The organism is uncultured Limimaricola sp. (assembly GCF_964022235.1).
GTDB lineage: Bacteria > Pseudomonadota > Alphaproteobacteria > Rhodobacterales > Rhodobacteraceae > Limimaricola.
In genome coordinates this window covers 84,869-101,867 of sequence record NZ_CAXHZL010000005.1, presented here as the reverse complement: position 1 = coordinate 101,867, position 16,999 = coordinate 84,869, and the positions used below count along the sequence as shown (strand labels likewise).

The 16,999-nt window shown below is 69.5% G+C and carries 16 protein-coding genes; 6 read left to right on the top strand and 10 right to left on the bottom strand.

The window, feature by feature from the left end:
• The first annotated feature begins 6 nt into the window (after positions 1–6).
• Positions 7–894 carry a DsbA family protein gene (locus AADJ02_RS08480; RefSeq protein ID WP_341212564.1) on the top strand — a complete coding sequence of 296 codons (888 nt, stop codon included), beginning with the start codon at positions 7–9 and terminating at the stop codon, positions 892–894.
• Here the strand turns inward: AADJ02_RS08480 and lpxK are convergent.
• From lpxK to AADJ02_RS08450, 6 genes are all read right to left on the bottom strand, one after another.
• Positions 881–1,882 (bottom strand): tetraacyldisaccharide 4'-kinase, encoded by a 1,002-nt coding sequence (gene lpxK, locus AADJ02_RS08475; RefSeq protein WP_341212563.1) that lies wholly within the window; start codon positions 1,880–1,882, stop codon positions 881–883. The two genes, AADJ02_RS08480 and lpxK, sit on opposite strands and share 14 nt — an antisense overlap.
• A complete protein-coding gene (locus AADJ02_RS08470) occupies positions 1,879–3,027 on the bottom strand; it encodes a glycosyltransferase N-terminal domain-containing protein (RefSeq protein WP_341212696.1) in 1,149 nt (382 codons plus the stop codon). Before AADJ02_RS08470 ends, lpxK begins: the two co-directional genes overlap by 4 nt.
• Positions 3,024–3,269, bottom strand: a complete 246-nt coding sequence (locus tag AADJ02_RS08465; RefSeq protein WP_341212562.1) for a DUF4170 domain-containing protein — start codon at positions 3,267–3,269, stop codon at positions 3,024–3,026. The genes AADJ02_RS08470 and AADJ02_RS08465 overlap by 4 nt, the downstream gene beginning before the upstream one ends.
• Positions 3,270–3,324: 55 nt before the next feature.
• Complete coding sequence (locus AADJ02_RS08460; protein WP_341212561.1) at positions 3,325–4,116, bottom strand: 3'(2'),5'-bisphosphate nucleotidase CysQ; 792 nt, start codon at positions 4,114–4,116, stop codon at positions 3,325–3,327.
• Entirely contained in the window at positions 4,103–5,449 is a 1,347-nt protein-coding gene (locus tag AADJ02_RS08455) for a TldD/PmbA family protein (protein WP_341212560.1), read from the bottom strand. The genes AADJ02_RS08460 and AADJ02_RS08455 overlap by 14 nt, the downstream gene beginning before the upstream one ends.
• Positions 5,450–5,551: 102 nt before the next feature.
• A complete protein-coding gene (locus AADJ02_RS08450) occupies positions 5,552–7,066 on the bottom strand; it encodes a DUF2125 domain-containing protein (RefSeq protein WP_341212559.1) in 1,515 nt (504 codons plus the stop codon).
• Between the two features lie 125 nt (positions 7,067–7,191).
• Between AADJ02_RS08450 and AADJ02_RS08445 the strand changes: the two genes are divergently transcribed.
• Positions 7,192–7,935, top strand: a complete 744-nt coding sequence (locus tag AADJ02_RS08445) for an SDR family oxidoreductase (protein ID WP_341212558.1) — start codon at positions 7,192–7,194, stop codon at positions 7,933–7,935.
• A gap of 13 nt (positions 7,936–7,948) precedes the next feature.
• Here AADJ02_RS08445 and AADJ02_RS08440 read toward each other — a convergent pair whose 3' ends face one another.
• On the bottom strand, positions 7,949–8,299 hold the full coding sequence (locus AADJ02_RS08440) for a hypothetical protein (RefSeq protein WP_341212557.1): 351 nt from the start codon (positions 8,297–8,299) through the stop codon (positions 7,949–7,951).
• Positions 8,300–8,364: 65 nt separating this feature from the next.
• On the opposite strand from AADJ02_RS08440, the gene AADJ02_RS08435 reads away from it, so the two are divergent.
• The 4 genes from AADJ02_RS08435 (at position 8,365) to AADJ02_RS08420 (ending at position 12,740) form a co-directional block, all read left to right on the top strand.
• Positions 8,365–9,537, top strand: a complete 1,173-nt coding sequence (locus AADJ02_RS08435; protein ID WP_341212556.1) for a TIGR03862 family flavoprotein — start codon at positions 8,365–8,367, stop codon at positions 9,535–9,537.
• Positions 9,538–9,608: 71 nt separating this feature from the next.
• Positions 9,609–11,756 carry a YjbH domain-containing protein gene (locus tag AADJ02_RS08430; RefSeq protein ID WP_341212555.1) on the top strand — a complete coding sequence of 716 codons (2,148 nt, stop codon included), beginning with the start codon at positions 9,609–9,611 and terminating at the stop codon, positions 11,754–11,756.
• On the top strand, positions 11,753–12,418 hold the full coding sequence (locus tag AADJ02_RS08425; protein WP_341212554.1) for a YjbF family lipoprotein: 666 nt from the start codon (positions 11,753–11,755) through the stop codon (positions 12,416–12,418). The genes AADJ02_RS08430 and AADJ02_RS08425 overlap by 4 nt, the downstream gene beginning before the upstream one ends.
• Before the next feature lie 100 nt (positions 12,419–12,518).
• A complete protein-coding gene (locus AADJ02_RS08420; RefSeq protein ID WP_341212553.1) occupies positions 12,519–12,740 on the top strand; it encodes a hypothetical protein in 222 nt (73 codons plus the stop codon).
• Between the two features lie 200 nt (positions 12,741–12,940).
• On the opposite strand, the gene AADJ02_RS08415 is transcribed toward AADJ02_RS08420, so the two are convergent.
• Genes AADJ02_RS08415 through leuS form a run of 3 tightly spaced genes read right to left on the bottom strand, consistent with a single transcriptional unit; the run spans position 12,941 to position 16,993 of the window.
• On the bottom strand, positions 12,941–13,963 hold the full coding sequence (locus AADJ02_RS08415) for a DNA polymerase III subunit delta (protein WP_341212552.1): 1,023 nt from the start codon (positions 13,961–13,963) through the stop codon (positions 12,941–12,943).
• Entirely contained in the window at positions 13,960–14,448 is a 489-nt protein-coding gene (gene lptE / locus AADJ02_RS08410) for an LPS assembly lipoprotein LptE (protein WP_341212551.1), read from the bottom strand. The genes AADJ02_RS08415 and lptE overlap by 4 nt, the downstream gene beginning before the upstream one ends.
• Positions 14,435–16,993 carry a leucine--tRNA ligase gene (leuS, locus tag AADJ02_RS08405; RefSeq protein ID WP_341212550.1) on the bottom strand — a complete coding sequence of 853 codons (2,559 nt, stop codon included), beginning with the start codon at positions 16,991–16,993 and terminating at the stop codon, positions 14,435–14,437. Before leuS ends, lptE begins: the two co-directional genes overlap by 14 nt.
• Between the last annotated feature and the right edge of the window lie 6 nt (positions 16,994–16,999).

Below are 16,999 nucleotides of genomic sequence, written 5' to 3'. Positions count from 1 at the left end.
AGACCCATGAAACTCGCAAGCTCCACCATCGCCCTGACCGCCGCGCTGGGCTGGATGGCCCTCGCCGCCCCGCTTTCCGCGCAGGAGGCCGCCGAGGCCGAGGCCGGGACTACCACGGATGTGACGACAGACGCGGCGACCGATACCGACGCCGCGACGACCTCGACCGAGACCGAAACCGAGGCCGACATGGACGCCGAGGCCGAACCCGAGACGAACGGCACGGCCGAAGTCGAGACCGAGGTGGAGACCGAAGCCGAAGCCGAGGCGACCGCCACCGACGACGACGCCGCCGCCACGGATACCGCCACGGACGCAGATGTGGCCGCCGACGACGACATGGCCAGCGACGAAGACGCGGCCGTCGAAGAGGGCATCGTCGAGATGGCGCAGGGCGCCGAGGATGCGCCGGTCACGGTGATGGAATACGCCTCCTTCACCTGCCCGCACTGCCAGAACTGGCACGAGACCAGCTATCCGCAGCTCAAGGACTACATCGACGAGGGCAAGGTGCGCTTCGTCTACCGCGAGGTCTATTTCGACCGTCCCGGCCTCTGGGCCTCGATGATCGCGCGTTGCGGCGGCGAGCAGAAGTTCTTCGGCATCTCCGACATGCTCTACAACCAGCAGCGCGACTGGGCCGGCGGCGGCGATCCGGCGGCGATCGCGGCCAAGCTGCGCGCCATCGGCCTGTCCGCCGGGATCGAGGAAGCCCAGCTCGAAGCCTGTCTCACCGACGGTGACACGGCGCAGGCGCTGGTCACCTGGTACGAGGAAAACGCCAAGGCCGACGACATCAGCTCGACGCCGACCTTCCTGATCAACGGCGAGAAATACTCGAACATGGCTTGGCCCGACATGGCCGAGATCATCGACGGCCTTATCGAGGAGTAAGGCCGATCCGGTCGAGGGCGGCATCGAGCGGGGCGGCATCGCCCCATTCGAGCCGCACCGGCAGGGTCAGGACCTTCTGACGAAAGGACGCGGGCAGACGCACCGCGTCCTTTTCCGTTGTTACGAGCTGTGCGGGCAGTGCGCGCGCTTCCTGCTCCAGCCGCGCCATCAGCGCCGGTGTCAGCGGCTGGTGATCGCCCAAAGCCTCGGCCCGGCGCAGATCGGCGCCGAGGCCGCGTAACGTGGCAAAGAATTTCTCGGGATGGCCGATACCCGCGAAGGCCAGCACCGGCATCCTGTCCCAGACCATGCCGGTGGCGAGCGGCGCGAGACGGCCCGTCAGATGCGGCAGATCGCCCAAGATCGCGCCCCAGCCTTCGGCGAACCGCTGCTGCGGACCCTCCCCACCGATCGACAGCACCATGTCGGCGCGCACCAGCCCCGCCGCCACAGGCTCGCGCAGCGGCCCCGCCGGGATCACCCGCCCGTTGCCAAAGCCGCGCGCCGCGTCGACGACGACGATCGACAGATCCTTGTCGAGGGCGGGGTTCTGAAAGCCGTCGTCGAGGATCAGTGCCTGCGCGCCTGCCGCCACCGCCGCCTTGGCCCCGGCCGCGCGGTCGCGCGCCACCCAGACCGGGCCGAAGGCCGCGAGCAGCAGCGGCTCGTCGCCCACGTCGGCGGCAGAATGGGTGCGCTCCTCGACCCGCACCGGTCCCTCGAGCCGTCCGCCATGGCCTCGGCTCACCACATGGGCATTGACACCGCGCGCCGCGAGACGCTGTACCAGCGCGATGGCGGTAGGGGTCTTGCCGGTGCCGCCAGCGTTGAGGTTGCCGACGCAGATCACAGGCACCGGCGCGCGCCAGCCGGGGCGGGCCACGCGGGCGGCGGTGGCCGCGCCGTAGAGTGCCGCGAGCGGCGCGAGGGCCCGGGCGCGGGGGCCTGGCCGCGCCGGATCATTGTCCCAGAACAACGGCGGTCTCACGCGCGGCGCTCCAGCATGGTGTGGATGAGATCGATCGCCCGGTTCGTGGCCTCGGCCCCTTCGGTGGCCACCCCCCATGCGGCACGCGCCAGAAGCGCCGCCCGTTCGGGCGAAAGCAACGCCTCGACCGCAAAGCCCAGATCGGCGGGGCCGCGCACGCCGCGACAGGCGGCGGCAGCGGCAAGCCGGGCATAGCCATCGGCATGTTTGGTCTCCTGCGGCCCGTGCAGCACCGCCGAGCCAAGGGCCGCGGGCTCCATCGGGTCGCGGCAGGTCTGGCCCGACAGCGTGCCGCCCATCATCGTCACCGGCGCGAGGCGGTACCAAAGCCCGATCTCGCCCGGCCCATCGGCCACGTAGATCTCGGTCGCCTCGTCGGGCTCCTCGCCTTCGCTGCGCTCGGCCACGATGAACCCGCGCCCCCGCAAGGACCGTGCGATCTGCGGGGCGGCGGCTTCGCTCGCCGGGGCGAGGATCAGCAGCAACCGGTGCGCGCGCTTGCTGGCCTGCCTCTGCGCGGTGGCGATGGCGTCCAGCTCCTCCTCGACCGCCCCCGCCACGAGCCAGACCGGGCGCGAGCCGATCGCATCGGCGAGATCGGCACGGTCGCGCTCATGACAGCCGGGCAGGGGGCGGCTGTCGTCGAGCCGCCCCGTGATCTCGATCCGGCCGGGCTCCACACCGATGCGCCGCAGCCGCGCCGCCGCCGTGCCGTCGATCGCCAGCACCCGGTCGAACACCTCGAAGGCCGCGCGCCGCGCGCCCGGCCGCCAGCCGCCGCCCGCCAGCGTGGCGGTGTCGGCCTCGGCATCGACCATCAGGGCCGGGATGCCCGCCCGCGCCGTCTCGGACAGCAGCGACGGCTGCACCGGGCCACGAATCCACATCAGCAGGTCCGGACGCCAGCGCCCGAGAAACTCCTGCGTGGCGGCGCGACTGTCGGCAAACGGCGGCCACTGCAGCATGTTGCGCGGTGCGTCGCGCTGCCGCGCCGCCGCCGTGAGCAGCAAGGTCACCGGCTCGCGCTCTTCCTCGAGCCGCCGCGCCAGCGCCATCGCGGCGCGGCTGCGCTCGGGGTCCGGGCAATGCACCCAGACCAGCGGCCCCTCCGGCCGCCGCGCGGGATCGGCGGGCGGCTGTCTCAGTTGCCGAGTTCCTCGGTCGGCGAGGCGGCGGCCTCTTCGTCGCGCAGACGGTGGATATGGGCGATGAAGTACCGCATGTGGGCATTGTCCACGGTGCGCTGGGCCTCGGATTTCCAAGCCGAATAGGCCGAGGCGTAGTCGGGGAACATGCCGACGATGTGGATGTCGTCGGTGCTGCGGAACACGTTCTGAGATGGGTCGGTCAGTTCGCCGCCAAAGACGAGATGCAGGCGCTGGGTCATGAGATATCCTCGGGTTGGGGGCTTGGAGGGCAAATTACGCGTCGAGGGGTCCGGGTCAAGCGGCGGAGGGGTCCAGAAGCGGCAGCAGCACGCCATGCAGCGCGCCGCCCGCCAGCACGCCGTCGCTCTGGGGGTGGGGCTTGTTGAAGCTGAGCGCCGCGCCGCGCCGGTCGGTGGCGGTGCCGCCCGCCTCGGTCAGGATCAAGCTGCCCGCGGCGATGTCCCATTCCCACGTCGGGCGGATCGTCAGCATCGCGTCGAACCGCGCCTCGGCCAGAAGGCACAGCCGCCAGGCCAGTGCCGAGCGAAAGGCCCGGCGCACGGGCGGCACGTCGCCGCCCGACCAATGCTTGGGGCTCATGGCAAGGCGCGGCCCAAGCAGCGTGGCGCGGGCAGGGTCGGTCTGGGTGCTGGCGTGAATGGGTTCGCCATTGAGAAACGCGCCGCCCCCCAGCGTCGCGGTGTACAGAAGGTCGTGCCGGGGCAGCAGCACGCAGGCGGCGATGATCCGGCCGTTTTCAGCCACGGCGAGCGAATGCGCCCAGTCGGCGCTGCCTTCGAGATAGGCGCGGGTGCCGTCGATCGGGTCGACGACGAAAATCCGCGCCGCGTCCAGCCGCTCCGGCGCGTCCGCCGTCTCCTCCGACAGCCATCCATAGGAGGGCCGGGCCGCGCCGAGGCGCTCGCGCAGCAGGGCGTCGACCGCGAGGTCGGCCTCGCAGACCGGCCCCGCTCCGTCGGGCTTGTCCCAGACCTTCGGCGCGCGGAATTCGATGGCGATGGGCGCCGCTTCGCGCGCCGCCGCCACCAGAAGCGCCAGATCATCGCTGTGATCAGTCTCCGGCAAGGGTCATCCCGTCCACCAGAAGCGAGGGCACGATGCGGCTCAGGTGGGTGCGCGCGTCATTGGCGGGCACGAGAGCCAGAAGCATGTCGCGCAGGTTGCCCGCGATGGTGCATTCGTTGACCGGGTGCAGGATCTCGCCGTTTTCGACCCAAAAGCCCGAGGCCCCGCGCGAGTAGTCGCCGGTGTTGGGGTTGATGGTCGAGCCGATCATCGAGGTCACCAGAAGACCGGTGCCCATCTGCGCGATGAGATCCTCGCGGCTCGCGGTGCCTTGGGTCAGCCGCAAATTGGTCACCGAGGGCGAGGGCGGCGCGGAAGTGCCGCGCGCGGCGTTGCCGGTGCTCTCGAGGCCCAGCTTGCGCGCGGTGGCCAGATCGAGCACCCATCCGGTCAGCACCCCGTCCTCGACCAGCGCCCGCTCGGCGGTGGGCAGGCCCTCGCCGTCGAACAACCGCGAGCCGGAGGCGCGGGGGCGGTGCGGCTCCTCGATCAGCGACATCCCCTCGGGCAGCACTTGGCTGCCGTCGCGGCCCAAAAGCCAGCTCGACCCGCGCGCGATGGCAGCGCCGTTGCTGGCCGCCAGCAGATGGCCGATCAGCGAAGACGAGATCCGTTCGTCGAACAGCACCGGGTATTTGCCGGTGCGCGGGCGGCGCGGGTTCTGCCGGGCCACGGCGCGTTCGCCAGCGAGACGCCCGATTTCCTCGGGGCTCTTCAGGTCGGCCTGAAAGATCCGGCTGTCGCCATCCCAGTCGCGCTCCATGCCGGTGCCGGTGCCCGAGACAGCGACGCAGGAAATCGCCCGATCCGACCGCTCGTAGCCGCCTGAGAAGCCGTTGGAGGCAGCCATGTGGATGCGACGGTGGCCATAGCCCGCCGTCGCACCCTGCACCTGCGACACGCCGTCCACGCCGCGCGCGGCAGCCTCGACGCGGCGGGCATCCTCCTCAAGCACCGAAGGGTCAGGTTCGGGTGAGGGGTCATACATCTCGAGCCGCGACGAATCGGTGTCGCGGGCAAGCTGCGAGGGATCGGCCAGGCCCGCATGCGGGTCTTCGGGGGCCTCGCGCGCCATGGCGACGGCGCGCTGCGCCATCGTCTCGATGGTCGCGTCGCGCGCATCCGACGACGACACCACCGCCTGTCGGCGTCCCATTAGCACCCGCAGGCCGATATCGACACCTTCGGAGCGTTCGGCCTGTTCGAGCCGCCCGTCGCGCACGTCGATGGACACCGCCGTGCCATCCACTGCCACCGCGTCTGCGGCGTCGGCCCCGGCGCGGCGGGCTGCCGTGAGCATCCGGTCGGTCAGGTCGGCGAGCGATACGGTCATGGGGCGATCCTTTCGGGCTGTCGCCCGTGCATCTAGCGCGCCCACGCCCCGCTGGCTAGCGCGCCCGCGCCCCCGCAAGGGGCGACGGCGCAGGCGCGGGCTTTACTTGATCCGTTGGTCGTTGGCGATGACATGGCCCTCGCCGTTGATCTCGATGGTCGAGGTCAGCTCGTCACGGCCCACCGGCGTGGTGAACAGGCCCAGCATCATCCGCGGCCCCATCAGCTGCTCGGCGGGAATCACCCCGAGCTTGGAGAGGTTCTCGATCAACCCGTTCAGACCGGCGATCTTCAGGTCGATCTTGCCCTCGGGGCGCGGAAAGCCCGCGAAGGTCTCGAAATCGGTGTTGTCGAAGCTGAACCCGCCGTCGCCCAGAATTTCGGCCCCCGCGAGACGCAGCACCAGCCGGTCGAGCGACAGGCTCTCGATTTCGGGCGCGGCCTCGGACATCGCGGCCTCCTCGCCCATCGCCTCGGCGGTTTCGGGATCGGTGAGATCCTGCGGCAGGCGCGCGGTGCCCGACAGCTCGACGATCAGCGTCGCGGGATCGCGCGGCAGGATCGCGGACGGGTCGAACAGTCCCCAGATCTGGTCGCTCAGGGTGAGGCTGTCGAGTGTGACGCGCGCCGAGAGGTCCTGCGCCGTCTCGCCCGCCGCCAGCGGTGCGTCGAGGGCAAAGCCGTATTCGGCGATCGACGCCTCGATCGGGAAGGGCAGCGGCCCGTCGGTCAGCATCAGGGCCAGCCCCTTGGTCGAAGAGGCATAGCTGGCGCGGCTCGGGTCTAGTGCAAGGTTCACGTCGCTCGATGCGGTGCGCGCGGTGCCCGCGGCGCGGCCCTGCGGACCCTCGCCGTCGAACTCCACCAGCGCGGGTCCGGTGGCATAGTCGAAGGCAAGCGAGAAGCCCTCGGGCAGCGCCTCGGCCTCCTCCATGCCCTCGGGCAGCGACAGCGCGCCGTCGATGGCGATCTCGGCGACGCTGGCGTCGATCGAGAAGGCACCGCCGTCTGCGTCGTCCTCGCCCTCCAGCGCGATCTCCAGCGTTTCGGCCGCGATGTCATAGCTGGTGCGGCGCAGCCCGCCTGCCTCGGTCTGCGACAGGTAGCTGCCGTTGAGCGCGTTGAGCGCCAGCATCGCTTCGGCCGGGACCGCCTCGCCGTCTTCGGTGATCGCGTCGAGCGTCAGCGCGTAGCGGGTGGCGGTGTAGTCGTAGCGCATCGCCTCGGGGCTGCCGCTCACGGTAAGCGCGAGCCCGGTCTGGCGCACCGAGAGGTCGATGGCCGACTCGACGCCCTCTTCATCGGTGCCGGTGATGTTGATCGGGTAGCTGTCGGACATGCTGACCTCGACCGTGCCGTCGCCGGTTTCGGCAAAGACGATCCGGGGCAGGCGGGCGACAAGCGCGCCCTCCTCGCCATGCATGGTCAGCACGAGATCGGTGATGGTGAGCGTGCCATCCGAGCGATCCTCGGCGCCGGTCTCGATCTCGGTGCCGCCAAGGCGTAGCGCGCCCTCTTGCCAGTCCTGCCAGACCTGCTCGGCGGTGACATCGGCCTGCGCGGCCCCTGCCGACAGGATCAACACGCCGATCGACGCGGTTTTCGACAATGCGGCCATTTCGGGCCCTCCTTGCAATCGCAATTCACGGGCCCGGCCCGCCGCACCGGGGGACCGGCGCGTCTGGACCAGAGACTAGGCCCCCGCTAGGCTGGACGAAAGATCAAAGCGCCGGGGAGGATGCGATGCACGGGAAGACGGTTCTGATCACCGGGGCGAGCCGGGGCATCGGCGCGGCCGCCGCGCGCGAATTCGCCGCCCAGGGCGCCCGCGTCGCTCTGCTCGCGCGCAGCGCCGAGGCGTTGTCGGACATCGCCAAGGAACTGGGCGAGGCGGGCTTTGCCATCCCTTGCGACGTTGGCCGCTACTGGGAGGTCGAGGCGGCCATCGAGGCCTGCGTCAAGGAATTTGGACGGCTCGACGTGATGGTGAACAACGCCGGCTCGATCGAGCCGATCGGTGCCATGGGTGGGCTCGACCCCGAGGCTTGGGGCAAGGTGATCGACATCAACCTCAAGGGGGTCTTCAACGGCATGCGCGCAGCACTGCCGGTGATGCTCGATCAGGGCGGCGGCACGATCATCACCGTGTCGTCGGGGGCGGCGCACAACGCGGTCGAGGGCTGGTCGGCCTATTGCGCCTCCAAGGCGGGGGCGGCGATGCTGACCCGCTCGCTCGATCTCGAATACCGGGGTCGTGGCATCCGCGCGATGGGCCTGTCGCCCGGCACCGTGGCCACGCAGATGCAGCGCGAGATCAAGGCCTCGGGCATCAACGCGGTGAGCCGTCTCGACTGGTCTGTGCACATTCCGCCCGAATGGCCCGCCCGGGCGCTGGTATGGATGAGTTCGGACAAGGCCGCCGATCAGGTCGGCCAGGAGGTGTCGCTGCGCGACGAGGTGATCCGCAGGCGGATCGGTCTGATCTGAAGGAACGCCGCGTTCAGTCGCGGGCGCGGCGTCGTCCCGGCACCTTGGAGGAAAACTCCGGTGGCCGCTTCGACACCCAGGCGGCAAACTTCTCGAGACGGGGATGCGCGCGCAGCGCCTCCGGTGTGTTGTAGTCGCGCGCCAGCTCGGTCTCCGACAGCGTTGCGTGGATCTCCTTGTGGCAGATGTGGTGCAACAGCACCTGCGGACCATGCGTGCCGCCCCTGAGCTTGGGCACGAGGTGGTGCGAGCTTTGCGGCACGTCTTCAGGGATCGGGCGCAGGCATAGCGCGCAGATCGGATCGGCGTGCGGGGCGGCAACCGCATGGGCCTCGGTCTGGCGTTTTTCGCGGCGGCTTGGCATGGGAAGAAGATGGGGGGCGTCGTGGGTCCCGGCAAGCGCGGCGCACTGCCGCAAGGAGGCGCTGCGTGCGGGCATTGGTGATCGGCGGCGGACCGGCAGGGCTGATGGCCGCGGAGGTGCTGGCACAGGCCGGTTTCGACGTGATCGTGGCCGAGCAGATGCCGACCATGGGCCGCAAGCTGCTGATGGCGGGCAAGTCCGGCCTGAACATGACCAAATCCGAACCGCGCGAGGTCTTCGACGCGGCCTATGGTGCGCGGCCCGATGCCCTTCGCGCGGCGCTTGATGGCTTCGGGCCAGAGCAGGTGCAGGACTGGGCGCGCGGGTTGGGGCAGACCGTGTTCACCGGCTCGACCGGGCGGGTCTTTCCCCAAGCGATGAAGGCCTCGCCCTTGCTGCGGGCGTGGCTGGCGCGGCTCGTAGGCGCAGGGGTGAGCTTGCGCACGCGCTGGCGCTTCATGGGCTGGGACGGGGCGGCGGCGGTGTTCGACACACCAGAGGGGCGACAGGCCGAGTTGGCCGATGTCACCGTGCTGGCGCTGGGCGGGGCGAGCTGGGCGCGGCTCGGCTCGGACGGGGCATGGGCGGCGCTGCTGCCCGACCGGGTCGCGCCGTTCCGCGCCGCCAACATGGGGTTCGGCGTCGCGTGGTCGGATCACATGCGCGCGCATTTCGGTGCCCCGGTCAAACCCGTGGCGCTCATCGCGGGGGCGCGGCGGGTGCGTGGCGAATGCGTGATCTCGGCGCGCGGTCTGGAGGGGGGCGGGATCTATGCCGTCTCGGCGGATCTGCGCGACGGCGCGGCGCTGGCGCTCGACCTGCTGCCCGACCTCGACGCCTCGATAGTGGTGCGTCGGCTACAGGCTCCGCGCGGCAAGACGAGCCTGTCGAACCATTTGCGCAAGGCGCTGAAACTCGACCCGGTGCGGCTGGCGCTGCTGCAGGAGTTCGCCCGGCCGCTGCCCGGCGACGCGACCGCGCTGGCCGCGACGATCAAGGCGCTGCCAGTACCGCTCACCGGGCCGCATCCGCTCGATGAGGCGATCTCGACCGCCGGCGGGTTGCGCTTCGAGGCGCTGGACGACGCGCTGATGCTGCGCGACCGACCGGGCATCTTCGCCGCGGGGGAAATGCTCGACTGGGAGGCGCCGACCGGCGGGTATCTGCTCACCGCCTGCCTTGCCACGGGGGCACATGCGGGGCGCACGGCGGCGGCATGGGCCGAGGGGCGCTGCTGACACGGCGCTTGCTTTCATTTGGCCATGCGTCTCGCTAGTGTGCCCCGAGCGAGCAGGGAGTGCAGCAAGAGATGACGATCAGAGCGATGCGCCGGGGCGGGGCCGCAAGCCTCGTGGCCCTCCTGGCGACGGGGGCGGTTCACGCCCAGACGGTTTCGGACCGGGGGTTGAGCTACACGCTTTACGGCACGCCGGGGCTGATCGACATGCCTTCGGCGCTGAGCGCCAAGGACGGCCAGATCGCGGCGACCATGGGCCGGTTCGACGGTCAGGTTCGGACGACCTTCACCTTCCAGCTCCTGCCGAACCTCTCTGGCAGCTTTCGCTACAGCAAGATCGAAGATTACACGCTGCCCGGCCAAAGCGGACAGATAGACGACTATTTCGACCGCAGCTTCGATCTGCGCTACCGGTTCAACGACGAGACCGCTGTCCTGCCCGCCTTCGCGGTGGGTTTGCAGGACTTTCTGGGCACTGGTGCCTACAGCGCCGAATACCTAGTCGCCACCAAGACCTTCGGTGACAAACTCCGGGTGACGGGCGGTCTCGGCTGGGGGCGCTTCGGCTCGAATGGGGGCTTCGACAACCCCCTCGGGCTCCTGTCGTCCGAGTTCGACGAACGACCGGGCCTCGATTTCGGCCAAGGCGGCACCTTCGCTCTCGATCAGCTGTTTCGGGGCGATGCCGCGCTGTTCGGTGGCGTGGAATATGCCGCGACCGACGATCTCACCCTCAAGGTCGAGTATTCCTCGGACGCATACGAGCGCGAGACCGAGTTGGGGCTGATCGAGCGTGATACCCCGCTCAACTACGGTCTGGTCTACCGCCCGCTGCCCGGCGTGCAGCTGGGCGCGTCATGGCTCTATGGCTCCGAGCTGGCGCTGACCGGCACTTTCCTGATCGACCCCTCCGACCGGCCCTTCGGACCCGGCCTCGATCCGGCCCCTTCGCCGGTGCGGATCCGTCAGGGCGACGCCCGTGCCGCCACCACTTGGGACCGGGCGAAGATCCCCGAGGCCACGATCGGCGCCACCCTGCAGCAGGCGCTTGCCGCCGAAGGGGTCGAGCTGTCCTCGATCCAGCTGTCGGACCGTGCAGTGCGGCTGCGCTACACCAACACCCGCTACCGCGCCGAGGCGCAGGCGATGGGGCGCATCGCACGAATGCTGAGCCTCGGGCTGCCCGATTCGATCGAGCGCTTTACCCTCGAGCCGATGCAGCGCGGCGTACCGCTTTCGGCGGTGACGCTGAACCGCAGCGACATCGAGGCATTTTCCGACACCGCCGGCGGCTCCGAGGCGCTGTCGCAGCGGCTGGTTCTGGCGGACGCAGGGTCTCGCGCGGGCCTCGTCGACCTGCCGCGCGTCGAGGACCGCTTTTCCTATGGTCTGGCGCCCTACGCCCGGATCACCGTGTTCAACGGCGACGACCCGTTTCAGGTCGAATTCGGCGCGCAGGTCAGCGGCCGCTACGAGATCACCGACAGCCTCGTGGTCTCCGGCACGCTGCGCCAGCAGCTCTATACCAACCGCGAGGACCCCGAGCTGGTGGTGGCCGAGGGGGACGAGCCTTATCCGGTGCGCCGCAACGCCGCGCTCTATGCCGATCAGGGCACCACGGGCATCCGCGACCTGACGCTGGCCCATTACGGGCGGCTGTCGCCGGACGTCTACACCCGGGCCACCGGCGGCTATCTCGAAGAGATGTATGGCGGCCTCTCGACCGAGGTGCTCTGGAAGCCCGCCGCCAGCCGTCTCGGCCTCGGCGCCGAGGTCAACTACGCGCGGCAGCGCGATTTCGACCTCGGCTTCGGCTTTCAGGACTACGACGTGGTGACCGGCCATGCCTCGGCCTATTACGACTTCGACAACCGCTTTTACGGTCAGCTCGACGTCGGCCGCTACCTCGCGGGCGACTGGGGCGCCACCGTGACCCTCGACCGCGAGTTCGAGAACGGCTGGAGCGTCGGCGGTTATTTCACCCTGACCGACGTGCCCTTCGAGGCCTATGGCGAGGGCTCCTTCGACAAGGGCATCCGCGTGTCGATCCCGCTCGACTACGTCCTGGGTCAGCCGACGCGGCGCGAGGCCGCGACGTCGCTGGCGTCGCTGCAACGCGACGGCGGCGCCAAGCTGCGCGTCGATGGGCGGCTTTACGAGGTGGTCCGCGACGGACACCTCAACGATCTCGATGACGGTTGGGGACGGTTCTGGAAATGACGATGCGGATCAGGATGACGGGCGGCCTCCTCGGGTTGGCGCTCATGGCGGGGTGCAGCGACACCGGAGGGTTTGCCGGCGCGCTGCAGAGCGCGATCTCGCCGCTGGTGGGCACCCAGCAGGCGGCTGCCCCGGCGGCGGGCGCCGGGGCGGGCATGGGGGCAACCACGGGGGGCGCGGTCGATCCGTCGACGCTGCGGCGCGTCGATCTCAACACGCTGGGCCTGACCGGCACCGCGCAGCGACTGATCGACAACGGCGGCTCGGCCACCTTCGCGGGCCCGAACGGCTTCACCTACACGATGCGCGACGGGATGCTGGTCTCGACCCGGGGCCTGAAGGACGACCTGATGGCCGCGGATGCGCGCCAGAGCCGCGCGGCTCTGCGTGCCGGCGGCGGGCAGGCACGACGCGTGCACGAGACGCTCGACGGGCTGGATCGAATCGTGCGTGCCGAATTCGACTGCACAGTGACGCCGAAAGGAGTCGAGTCCATCGATCTCGGTCAGCGCAGGATCTCGGCCCGCCGGTTCGACGAGTCCTGCACGGGGGAAGCGCTGATCTTCGACAATTATTACTGGCTCGACGATGCGGGGGAGATCGTTTCGTCGCGTCAGTTCGTCAGTCAGACTGTTGCATATTTGCGCAGCAGCGACCTTTAGTTTGGTTTTTCGGAGGGTGAGAACTGGTCATCCAGCTTGTGTGATACACCTATCTTGGCTATAGCCGACCTAACGCTTTGTTATCAACTGGAGTAGAGACATGCGCCTCACCAAGACCCTCGTCGCCGCCGCCGTCGCTGGCACCCTGACCGCTTCCTCGGCTTTCGCCGGTGGCCTGGCCGTCGAAATCGTTGAGCCCCCGGTCGTCGTGGTCGAGCCCGAAGCCCCCGCTCGTGGCTCGCTGTCCGGCCCCCTCGGCTACCTGCTGCCGCTGGCCGCTGTTGCTGGCCTGGTCGCTCTGGCCGCTTCGGACGACTCCTGATTTCAGGATCATCCGGCTTTCGAGCCGGATGAGCGGAACGGCGGACCTTCGGGTCCGCCGTTTTGCGTTTCAGGACATCGGTTTTACGACCTCGTCGAAGTCAGACGAAACGGCGGGCCTCTTCAGGGGCCCGCCGTTTTGCATTGAGGGTTGATCTACATCGAGAAAAGCCCTGAACGGGCACGAGCTGCTCCAGCCGCTCAGCGACGCGCCATCATCGCCAGCCGGATCAACGCCCGCTCGACCAGCGCCTGGGCGGGGGCGCGGCTGGCGGAGCGCAATTGAAGGTCGGTTTCGATCAACAGCGCCAAAGCCCGTTCCAGGCGCGCGCCGCCCCAGCCCGAGGCCTGACGCAGCATCGCATCGCGTCGCGGCCCCCAGACCGGCGGGCGCAGCCGCCCGATACCCTGTCCCGGCCCGCCCGGATCGCTTGCCACGCTGTGCAACTGCCGAAAGTGTCTCAGCGCCATGATGCACAGCGACACCGGCGTGGTGCCCTGCGCATAGAGACGCCGCAGCAGCGCCGCGATCTGCGGCGCACGCCCCTCGGCCACAACCGCGAGCAGCGCGTCGGTTTCGGCCTCGGTCGAGCGGGGTGCGACGGCTGTGATGTCGGCTGCCGTGGTCGGGGTGGCATCGCCGTGCTTGTAGAGGCCGAGCTTTTCCATCGTCATGCGGAACGCACCGGGATCGAGCGCGCGCGACAGTTCCTGCAGCAGTGCGCGGCCATCGATGTCAGGCTCCGGCACACCGGATGCGGAGAGCATCGCCGCGATCTCCTCGGGCCCCGGCGGATCGTCGTAGATGCCGATGGCGACCACCAGAGGATGCGCCTCGAACAGCTTGCGCAGCGCCGATCGGGCAGGCAGCTGTCCGGCCGTGGCGAGGATCTGCGCGTCGCCGGGCTTCCATGCTTTGAGCGCCGCGTCGAACAAGGGCGCAAGCCCGTCGGTGGCGCCCTCGACGAAGACCACGCGTGGGCCCGGAAAGAAGCCCTGCGCCTTGACTGCGTCGATCAGCAATGCCGCTTCGCGGCGCAGATCGGCGGCGGGCAGGCGATGCAGCCGCATCTCGGCCTCGGCCTCGGGCCCGGCAAGGCCCGTGATCACCTCCGCGCGGCGCTGCGCCACGCGCATCGCGTCTTCGCCCCAGATCAGCGCCGCCGCGACCTTGAAGTCGGGCTTGGCGAAGAAGGCCGCCGAGTCGCGCGCCGAAAGTTTCATTCCGGCTCCGGCACGGCCAGCAACCGCGTCGTGATCTGAACCGCCAGCAGCTGGGCCAGACGCTCGCGCGCATCGCGCTCGGCAGCCTCCGAGGCGACGGTGCCGAGCGTCGCGGAGTAGCCCGCGAAATCCTCGACCGTGCCGCGCGCCAGCGCCGGGCCGTCGTCGACGGGGCGCAGCTCGTATTCGGCGCGGCCAAGGAGCCGGTAGCGCAGCACCGCGCCATCGGCGCTGATCGCGGCCTGTTCGACCTCCTCGGAGGTCTCGAGGTTCAGTACGTAGCGCGGCGCCGTGGCCGGGCCGAGCCGGTCGAGCAGCCGTGCGCGCAGCAGGTAGCCCGAGAAGGTAGCCGGGGCCTCGACCCGCACCGCGCCATGCAACCGCGCCGCATCGCCGCCCGGCCCGAAGGCCGGGGTGAACCCGCAGCCACCGAGCGCCAGAGCCCCCAGCAGCAGCAGGCGGCGCGAGGGCTCAGACGACCACATTGACGATCCGGCCCGGCACCACGATGAGCTTTTTCGGCGCGGCCCCGTCGAGCGCCTTGGTCACCGCCTCGTCGGCCAGCACCAGCGTCTCGATCTCGTCCTTGGGCATCGCCTTGGGCACGGTGATCTCCGAACGGCGCTTGCCGTTGATCTGGATCGGCAGGGTCACGCTGTCCTCGACGAGGAAGCGCTCCTCGGCCACCGGCCAGGGTGCTGCGGCCACGAAGCCCGTACCGCCCAGACGCGCCCAGATCGCTTCGGCGAGATGCGGCGTCATCGGCGACATCAGCTGCGCGAGGGTCTTGGCCGCCAGTCGCCGGGCCTCGACCGAGGCGGTCGATTTCGACAGGACCGAGGTGAAGGCATAGAGCTTGGCAATCGCGGCGTTGAAGCCGAAGCTCTCGAGCCCGAGCGTCACGTCGCGGATCGTGCGGTGCAGCTGGCGCAGCAGATCCTCGTCGGCGCTCGTGTCGCCGCCCGTGGCCTCGGCCACCTCATCGGCGATGCGCCAGACGCGGGCGAGGTGTTTGTGCGCGGCTTCGGCGCCCGATGCGGTCCACTCGACATCGCGCTCGGGCGGGCTGTCCGACAGCACGAACCAGCGCGCGGTGTCGGCGCCGTATTGCGCGAGGATCGCGTCGGGATCGACCACGTTCTTCTTGGACTTCGACATCTTGGCCGAGGGGATGATCTCGACCTTTTCGCCGCTCGCCTTCAGCGCGCCGTCCTCGACGCTTTCGGGGAGGTGGTAGACGGGGCGGCCGTTGGCGTCGCGGGTCTGGTAGATCTCGTGCGTCACCATGCCTTGGGTGAAGAGCGCATTGAACGGCTCGATCGCCTTTTCCGGCAAATGGCCGGTCGCGTGCATCGCACGGGCGAAGAAGCGCGAGTAGAGCAGGTGCAGAATCGCGTGCTCGATGCCGCCGATGTACTGATCGACGTTCATCCAGTACTCGGCCTCGGCCATGTCGGTCGGCGTCTCGGCGCGCGGCGAGGTGAAGCGCGCGAAGTACCACGAGCTGTCGACGAAGGTGTCCATCGTGTCCGTCTCGCGGCGTGCGTCCTTGCCGCAGCGCGGGCAGGGCACGTCGCGCCATGTCGGGTGCCGATCAAGCGGGTTGCCCGGCACGTCGAAGCTCACGTCGTCGGGCAGGCGGACCGGCAGGTTCTCTTTCTTTTCGGGCACCGCGCCACAGCTTTCGCAATGCACGATCGGGATCGGGGTGCCCCAGTAGCGCTGGCGGCTCAGGCCCCAGTCGCGCAGGCGGAAGCGGGTCACGCCGCGGCCGACGCCATGCTCCTCGCAAAACGCGATGGCAGCGTCGATCGCCTGCTCGCCGGTCTGCTCGGTCTCGCCGGCAAAGCCCTTGATGTAGATCACCGGCTCCGTCTTTGGCGGCACATAGGCCGACCCGCCATCCTCGGCCAACGCCTGCCCGTCGTCCTTGGCGGGCGCAAAGGTCGAGATGACGGGCAGGTCGTATTTGCGCGCGAAGTCGAGGTCGCGCTGGTCGTGGCCCGGGCAGCCGAAGATCGCGCCGGTGCCGTAATCCATCAGCACGAAGTTGGCGATCCAGACGGGAAGTTCGCGGCCTTCGTCGAAGGGATGGCGCACGGTGAGGCCGGTGTCGAAGCCCAGCTTCTCGCCGGTCTCCAGCGCCTCCTCGGTGGTGCCGCCGCGGCGCGCCTCGGCGCAGAAGGCGGCGACCTCTTCGCGTTCGGCCTCCAGCGCGCGCGCCAGCGGATGGTCGGGCGAGATGCCGATGAAGCTCGCGCCCAGGAGCGTGTCGGGGCGGGTGGTGTAGACCTCGATCCGGTCATGGCCATGCGTGGTCTCGGTCAGGCCAAAGGCCATCTCGAGCCCGCGCGAGCGCCCGATCCAGTTGGCCTGCATCAGCTTGACCTTGGCGGGCCAGTCGTCGAGCCCGTCGAGCGCCGAGAGCAGCTCGTCGGAGTATTCGGAAATCTTGAAGAACCACTGGGTCAGTTCGCGCCGTTCCACATCCGCGCCCGAGCGCCAGCCCTTGCCGTCGATCACCTGCTCGTTGGCCAGCACCGTCATGTCGACGGGATCCCAGTTCACCACCGCGTTCTTGCGGTAGACGAGGCCCTTTTCCAGCATGTCGATGAACAGCGCCTGCTGCTGGCCATAGTATTCCGGGTCGCAGGTCGCGAATTCGCGGCTCCAGTCGATCGACAGGCCCAGCGGCTTCATCTGCGCGCGCATGTCGGCGATGTTGTTGTAGGTCCATTCCTTGGGATGGCCGCCGCTCGCCATCGCGGCATTCTCGGCCGGCATCCCGAAGGCGTCCCAGCCCATGGGATGCAGCACGTTGTGCCCCGTCGCCACCTTGTGACGCGCGATCACGTCGCCCATCGTATAGTTGCGCACGTGGCCCATGTGGATCCGCCCCGAGGGGTAGGGGAACATCTCGAGCACGTAGTACTTCGGCTTGTCGGCGCTGCGCCGCGCGGTGAAGAGGCCGGCCTCGTCCCAGGCGGCCTGCCATTTGGCTTCGATCTCGGCGGCGATATAGCGCGACATGTATGG

Bases quoted from the DNA above. Each gene is read 5' to 3' on its own strand.
- AADJ02_RS08480 (WP_341212564.1), top strand. From the start codon at position 7: ATGAAACTCGCAAGCTCCACCATCGCCCTGACCGCCGCGCTGGGCTGG.
- AADJ02_RS08465 (WP_341212562.1), bottom strand. From the start codon at position 3,269: ATGACCCAGCGCCTGCATCTCGTCTTTGGCGGCGAACTGACCGACCCA.
- AADJ02_RS08455 (WP_341212560.1), bottom strand. From the start codon at position 5,449: ATGACCGTATCGCTCGCCGACCTGACCGACCGGATGCTCACGGCAGCC.
- AADJ02_RS08450 (WP_341212559.1), bottom strand. From the start codon at position 7,066: ATGGCCGCATTGTCGAAAACCGCGTCGATCGGCGTGTTGATCCTGTCG.
- AADJ02_RS08445 (WP_341212558.1), top strand. From the start codon at position 7,192: ATGCACGGGAAGACGGTTCTGATCACCGGGGCGAGCCGGGGCATCGGC.
- AADJ02_RS08440 (WP_341212557.1), bottom strand. From the start codon at position 8,299: ATGCCAAGCCGCCGCGAAAAACGCCAGACCGAGGCCCATGCGGTTGCC.
- AADJ02_RS08430 (WP_341212555.1), top strand. From the start codon at position 9,609: ATGACGATCAGAGCGATGCGCCGGGGCGGGGCCGCAAGCCTCGTGGCC.
- AADJ02_RS08425 (WP_341212554.1), top strand. From the start codon at position 11,753: ATGACGATGCGGATCAGGATGACGGGCGGCCTCCTCGGGTTGGCGCTC.
- AADJ02_RS08420 (WP_341212553.1), top strand. From the start codon at position 12,519: ATGCGCCTCACCAAGACCCTCGTCGCCGCCGCCGTCGCTGGCACCCTG.
- AADJ02_RS08415 (WP_341212552.1), bottom strand. From the start codon at position 13,963: ATGAAACTTTCGGCGCGCGACTCGGCGGCCTTCTTCGCCAAGCCCGAC.
- lptE (WP_341212551.1), bottom strand. From the start codon at position 14,448: ATGTGGTCGTCTGAGCCCTCGCGCCGCCTGCTGCTGCTGGGGGCTCTG.
- leuS (WP_341212550.1), bottom strand. From the start codon at position 16,993: ATGTCGCGCTATATCGCCGCCGAGATCGAAGCCAAATGGCAGGCCGCC.